The organism is Pseudoflavonifractor sp. 60 (genome assembly GCF_009911645.1).
Lineage (GTDB): Bacteria > Bacillota > Clostridia > Oscillospirales > Oscillospiraceae > Lawsonibacter.
In genome coordinates, this window is sequence record NZ_QWKI01000261.1 from 1 (window position 1) to 2905 (window position 2905).

The 2905-nt window shown below is 63.7% G+C and carries 3 protein-coding genes and 1 pseudogene; all 4 read right to left on the reverse strand.

All coding sequences use genetic code 11. The annotated features are described in order from the left end of the window. Window positions 1–913 (reverse strand): DEAD/DEAH box helicase (locus D1646_RS21175; protein ID WP_160638350.1); only part of this gene is annotated, 913 nt, incomplete at its 3' end. Continuing rightward, window positions 913–1416: a DUF669 domain-containing protein gene (locus D1646_RS21180; RefSeq protein ID WP_160638351.1), complete on the reverse strand. Its 504-nt coding sequence runs from the start codon at window positions 1414–1416 to the stop codon at window positions 913–915. The genes D1646_RS21175 and D1646_RS21180, both read right to left, overlap by 1 nt. A 20-nt stretch (window positions 1417–1436) precedes the next feature. Continuing rightward, window positions 1437–2441: an ATP-binding protein gene (locus tag D1646_RS21185; RefSeq protein WP_160638352.1), complete on the reverse strand. Its 1005-nt coding sequence runs from the start codon at window positions 2439–2441 to the stop codon at window positions 1437–1439. Continuing rightward, window positions 2441–2905 (reverse strand): annotated as a pseudogene (locus D1646_RS21190) (chromosome segregation protein SMC); the annotation flags it as partial. The pseudogene D1646_RS21190 and the gene D1646_RS21185, both read right to left, overlap by 1 nt.

Sequence of the window (2905 nt, forward strand, 5' to 3'; positions counted from 1 at the left end):
GCAGTACCACAACGCAGTCCACCGGCGGACAGTCCCACCCCTCGGTGAGGAGCATGGAGTTACACAGCACGTTGTACCGTCCCGCCCCAAAGTCCCGGAGCACTTCGGCCCGGTCCTCGCTGGTCCCGTTCACCTCCGCCGCCCGGAAGCCGTGGGTGTTGAGGATGTTTTTGAACTTCTGAGAGGTTTTCACCAGAGGCAGGAAGACCACCGTCCGGCGGTCCTTACAGTGTTCCTCCATCTCTACGGCGATCTGCTCCAGATAGGGGTCCAGGGCGGTGTCCAGGTCGCGGCTTTTAAAGTCCCCCGCCTGGACTCCCACCCCCGTCAGGTCCAGCTTCAAGGGGATGGTTAGGGCCTTGATGGGACACAGCCAGCCCTCTTTGATGGCCCGGGGCAGGGGGTACTCGAAGGCCAGGGATTCAAAGAACTGCCCCAGGCTCCGCATATCTCCCCGGTCCGGGGTTGCGGTGACCCCCAGAACCCGGGCGGGAGAGAAGTGGTCCAGGACCCGCCGGTAGCCCTCGGAGAGGACATGGTGGGCCTCATCCACTACGATGGTCTGAAAGTAGCCGGGGTCGAACCGGGACAGCCGCTTTTCCCTCATCAGGCTCTGGACGGAGCCCACCGCTACCCGGTACCAGCTGCCCAGGCAGGTGGATTCCGCCTTTTCCAGGGCGCTGCCTAACCCTGTGGCCTGCCGCAGCTTGTCCGCCGCCTGGTCCAGCAGCTCCCCCCGGTGGGCCAGAATCAGACAGCGGTCCCCCGCCCGGACCCGGTCCTCAATAATCTGGGAGAAAACCACCGTTTTACCGCAGCCCGTGGGCAGAACCATCAGGGTACGCAGGACCCCTCTCTCCCACTCCTCCAGAACGGCCTGTTCCGCCTGAAGCTGGTATGGCCGCAGCTCCATCAGAATTTACCCGCCTGGAAGCCGGACATGGACGGCTGCTTTCCTGGGGAGGCCGCCGGCTGCTGCTTGGGCGCCAGATAGCGCCTGATTTCATTGATGGTGCGAGAATCGCCGTCCTTCTGGTAGGTGCGCACCCCTACCTTGGCCCGGCCCCGGGCGCCTACCACCGCAGCCCAGTTCATCCGCACCCGCTCCCCGGGGCGGCGCTGGCCAATGGAGGTGAAAAACTCGCACAGGAAGCCCTCGGTGGAGGAGTGGAGGTACAGCCGGTCCCGCACAGGGACGCACAGACCGTCAGGTGTCTGGACCTCAATGGTCAGGGTGGCCATATTGCAGGGGGGGAGCTTGGATTTGGGCCCTGGCTGGTAGCGTCCCCGCTCAAAGCCGGTCACTGTAAAGTCGTACTCCCCCTCGGGCAGGGTAATGTACTCGGGGGAATCGTTGGAGATCTCATCCTCCCAGCCCAGTTCGCGGCCCTGAAGGCCGGTTTCAAATTCGCTCATCAAAAATTCCTCCTTTTCTCTTAAAACGGGACCCGGTTTTCCAAAATTATGCCATGTACCTGGGGCCAGGCGGCCACCAACACCTCAGTGACAAAGTCGGCGGGGTACTGGGCCAGGGGCATTCCCTGGGGGGCGTACCCCTTGGCCTCACAGGCGGCCTCCACCTCCTCCGGATAGACGCCGTTGGCGTTCATCAGGTCATAGAGGGGCTTAAAGTAATCGGGCAGGCCGGGGGGCTGGGGGGCGCACAATTCATTGGGGCCCTCTGGCTGGGGGGCGGGGGCGGCTGGTTCCTCCGGAACGGGGGCCGGGCCGGCGCCAGGGAAGCAGTGACCGATGGCGTCGAAGGAGAAGGGCAGTTCGTCGGCCAGGCCCTGGCGGTTCTTGGCGTCCCAGCAGGGATGATGGGAGGTGTACATCACCCGGCTGCCCCCCTGGGCCTTTACCTTGCCCTCCTTGGTCTTCACGGCGTAGGTCTTGTAGTTGGCAAAGAGGACCATGTCCGCCCACTCCTTCACCATGGGGGCGGTCTGCCTGGACAGCTTCAGCTCCCACCGGTCATAGGCCCCCATCTCGTCGGGCTGTTCAAACTTGCGCATTCTGGCGTGGGCGATAACTGCCACATGGATCCCCCTGGCCACCACCTCCTCCAGCTGATTCAGCAGCCGGCCAAACTCCTCCATCAGGTAGGTGTAGCCTTTGCCATAGCCGAACTCCTCAATGCTGGCTTTCTGGTGCTTCGCACACAGCGCGGCGGAACACAGCTGCTCCGCCCAGTCGGCGGTGTCCAGCACCAGGGTGGCACAGCTATCGGGATTGTCCCGCACCCAGCCCGCCTGCTCCAGCACCATGGCCCAGCTGGAGGGCCGCTCCAGACGGGCTACGTCCATGTGCCGGGTACTCCCCTCGGTGTCGATAAACAGGGGATTGGGGAATTGGGCGGCGAAGGTGGACTTGCCGATGCCCTCGGGGCCGTAGACCACTACCTTCAGGGCGGTCTTCTGTCTGCCTCTCATAATCTGCATTAAAATTCCCCCGCTTTCCATGGGGCGGGAGAGGGATTGGGGGCGGCCCCCACGCTCTGCCCGTCCTCAATTAAAATGCTGCACTCTCCCCCGGTAGACACCCGGGTTGCGATGCCCTGCAAGCCCTCCGCCTCCATCCAGGCAGAAAACTCCTTCAGAGTCTCCAGGTCCATCTGTTCCAGCTTGTCCAGCAGCACAAAGCCGCAGGAGGGCTTCAGCGCCCGGACAATGGCGGTGGACACCTTCAGCTGGTCGCTGCCGCTCATACAGTCCCAGGGCTTCCCCAGATAGGTCAGCTCTCCCTGCTCCACCGACAGCCCGGTCAGGGGCAGCTTCGCCCCCTGGAGTAAATCGCTCTTCTCCCGGTGGACCTGCTCCAGCTGGACGCTCAGGCTGTCGTACTGGTCCTGAAGGCTCTTGGCCTCCCCCTCCGCCCGGGCCTTGTCCTGGTTGGTGCGCACCTT

Coding starts and splice junctions, on each gene's coding strand:
- D1646_RS21185 (WP_160638352.1), bottom strand. CDS start 2,441: ATGCAGATTATGAGAGGCAGACAGAAGACCGCCCTGAAGGTAGTGGTC.
- D1646_RS21180 (WP_160638351.1), bottom strand. CDS start 1,416: ATGAGCGAATTTGAAACCGGCCTTCAGGGCCGCGAACTGGGCTGGGAG.